Consider the following 2,036-nt stretch of genomic DNA (forward strand, 5'->3'; position numbering starts at 1 on the left):
TTCGAAAAATTTGAATCTTGGTCTTTTGTCAAGGTGCCCGGAGCCCTGTTCTGGGGGCGGGCATCTGACGAGGTTTATTACTAGCTTGTTCGTATCACAGTATCCGGTTTTCAAGGTTCTCGGCGGCCCTTCCGGGCCGTCCGCGCATCCGCCGGAGGCAAACGCGCAAGGAGATATATTACTGTTCTGTTACCCCGCTGTCAACAACTTTTTTGAAGTTTCAAAAACTTTTTTCTGACCGCCTCGCTTTGCGAACGAAACGCTCCGGTCCAAGCCTTTGCATCGGGAGCAACCCTGAACAGCAATCCGCGCCCTTACGAGCGCGGCTGAAATATAATACATAGGGTTGCCCCGTCGGGCAAGAGGTTTTTATCAAAAACTTCGCGCCCACAGAATCATCAAGTAAGGCATTAACGTTATTGACACGGGAAACTGTGCTGGCGGGCCGTGATCGCCGACCCGGCAAGACGATCTCGCCGCTGCGTGTCTTAGCATCCGCCGTGCAGCAGCGAAGACGACTCAATACGGCGCGGCATCGTTGACCAAATCGATGAGCTCCTGCTTCGAGTGCACGTCGAGTTTCGCGTAGATCGACTTCGAATAGCTCTTTACCGTATTGCGCGACAGAAACATCGCTTCTCCGATATAAGCCGCGTCCCTTCCCTGGGAGAGCAGATGGAGCATCTCGGTTTCGCGCTTCGTCAGCCCATGCGCTTGCGCCAATTCGTCGCATGCCAGGCTGCGAAGGTCGTCGCGCGCCTTTATATAGCGGTCGATGATCTCGTCGCGCTTCCTGATGGCCCGATCCGCCGCACGTTTCTCCCTAGTGCGGATAAACAGCACGCCGACGACGATCAAGTACAAAAGGGAGCACGCCACCATAGCGAGCTGCGTGAACGCGAACTGGTTGTCCACCGCAACGAGCGTCGCGATGCCCGACCCGAGCACGACGCCCGGACGGGGAAACGCGAACACGGCGGCGGCACCCGCCACGATCCCCCGGCGATTGCCGCTCAGCAGCTCGATCACCAGCGCATAGGATACAAGCAGGGCGATCTCCCACCCCGCATGGACGAACACGACAAGCGCCATGCCGTATCCCGAGGGAAAGAACGGGAAGAAGATCAAACCCGTTGCGATGATTCCCAAGCATATGTTGAGCAAGGAGGCGTATCGGCCGCGACCGAACCTGACGTACAGCAGGAAGAACATGTTCGTCACAATGCTCGTTCCCTGGAATATCGTACCCGAGTCGCTCGTGGGAACAGGTCCGGAGACCGCCATCACCACATCGAGGGCACCGTAGATGATCGAGAGGAAAAACACATACACCAGCGGCGCGGCGAGGGAGGCGAATATGCCCTTTCTGCGCTCAACGGCCCTTTGGTCGAAGATGCCCTCATCCGAAACCCGGCTTGAGACCCGCTCGAGGCGAGCGAACGCAACAAGCGATACGGCTAGAAGCACCGCGCACGACACGATCATCGACGCTACGGGCAGAGCGTTCTCCGCCAGCATGATGACCCCGCTCAGAAGCGATCCCGCACCGAGGACGTAGCCGAAACCCCGGCTTCCCGTCTCCCCTATCCGCATGAACCATAACGGGATGAGCGTACCCGAGCCGATGCCGGCACACACGCCCGCCGCATACACCAAAGCCTCCCCAGCCCCCGTTTGCCATGCAAAGAAGAGCAGCGCGAGCGCAGCCGCATACCCTGCCGTGCCCGCATAGGCGATGGGCTTCACCGCATCGGCGGACCGCATCAGCAGGGCGACGACGACGGCAGCGATGCACAGCGATGCGTTGAGGAACACTTCGTACAGGAACGCATCCGTCTCGAAGGGGAGCTCGTAGAGCCAATCGTAGTAGAAGAACACCGTGGCAACCGCATACAAGCAGGCGAAACCAACAACGGTTACGATCGCACGACGCATCCCTTCCGCTCCTTTCGCCAGCACAAGCGCATCTGCAAACACGTTGCGCAACAACATACACGAAACGGCATCCGTTTCGCGCGCCCTATACGCGAAGGGCC

The 2,036-nt window shown here is 58.6% G+C and carries 1 protein-coding gene; it reads right to left on the minus strand.

The features are described from left to right. Positions 1 to 519: 519 nt before the first annotated feature. Positions 520 to 2,036: helix-turn-helix transcriptional regulator (locus C1722_RS16385; RefSeq protein WP_219724338.1), on the minus strand; the 1,517-nt coding region annotated here is incomplete at its 5' end.

It is taken from the genome of Raoultibacter timonensis (assembly GCF_900240215.1).
GTDB lineage: Bacteria > Actinomycetota > Coriobacteriia > Coriobacteriales > Eggerthellaceae > Raoultibacter > Raoultibacter timonensis.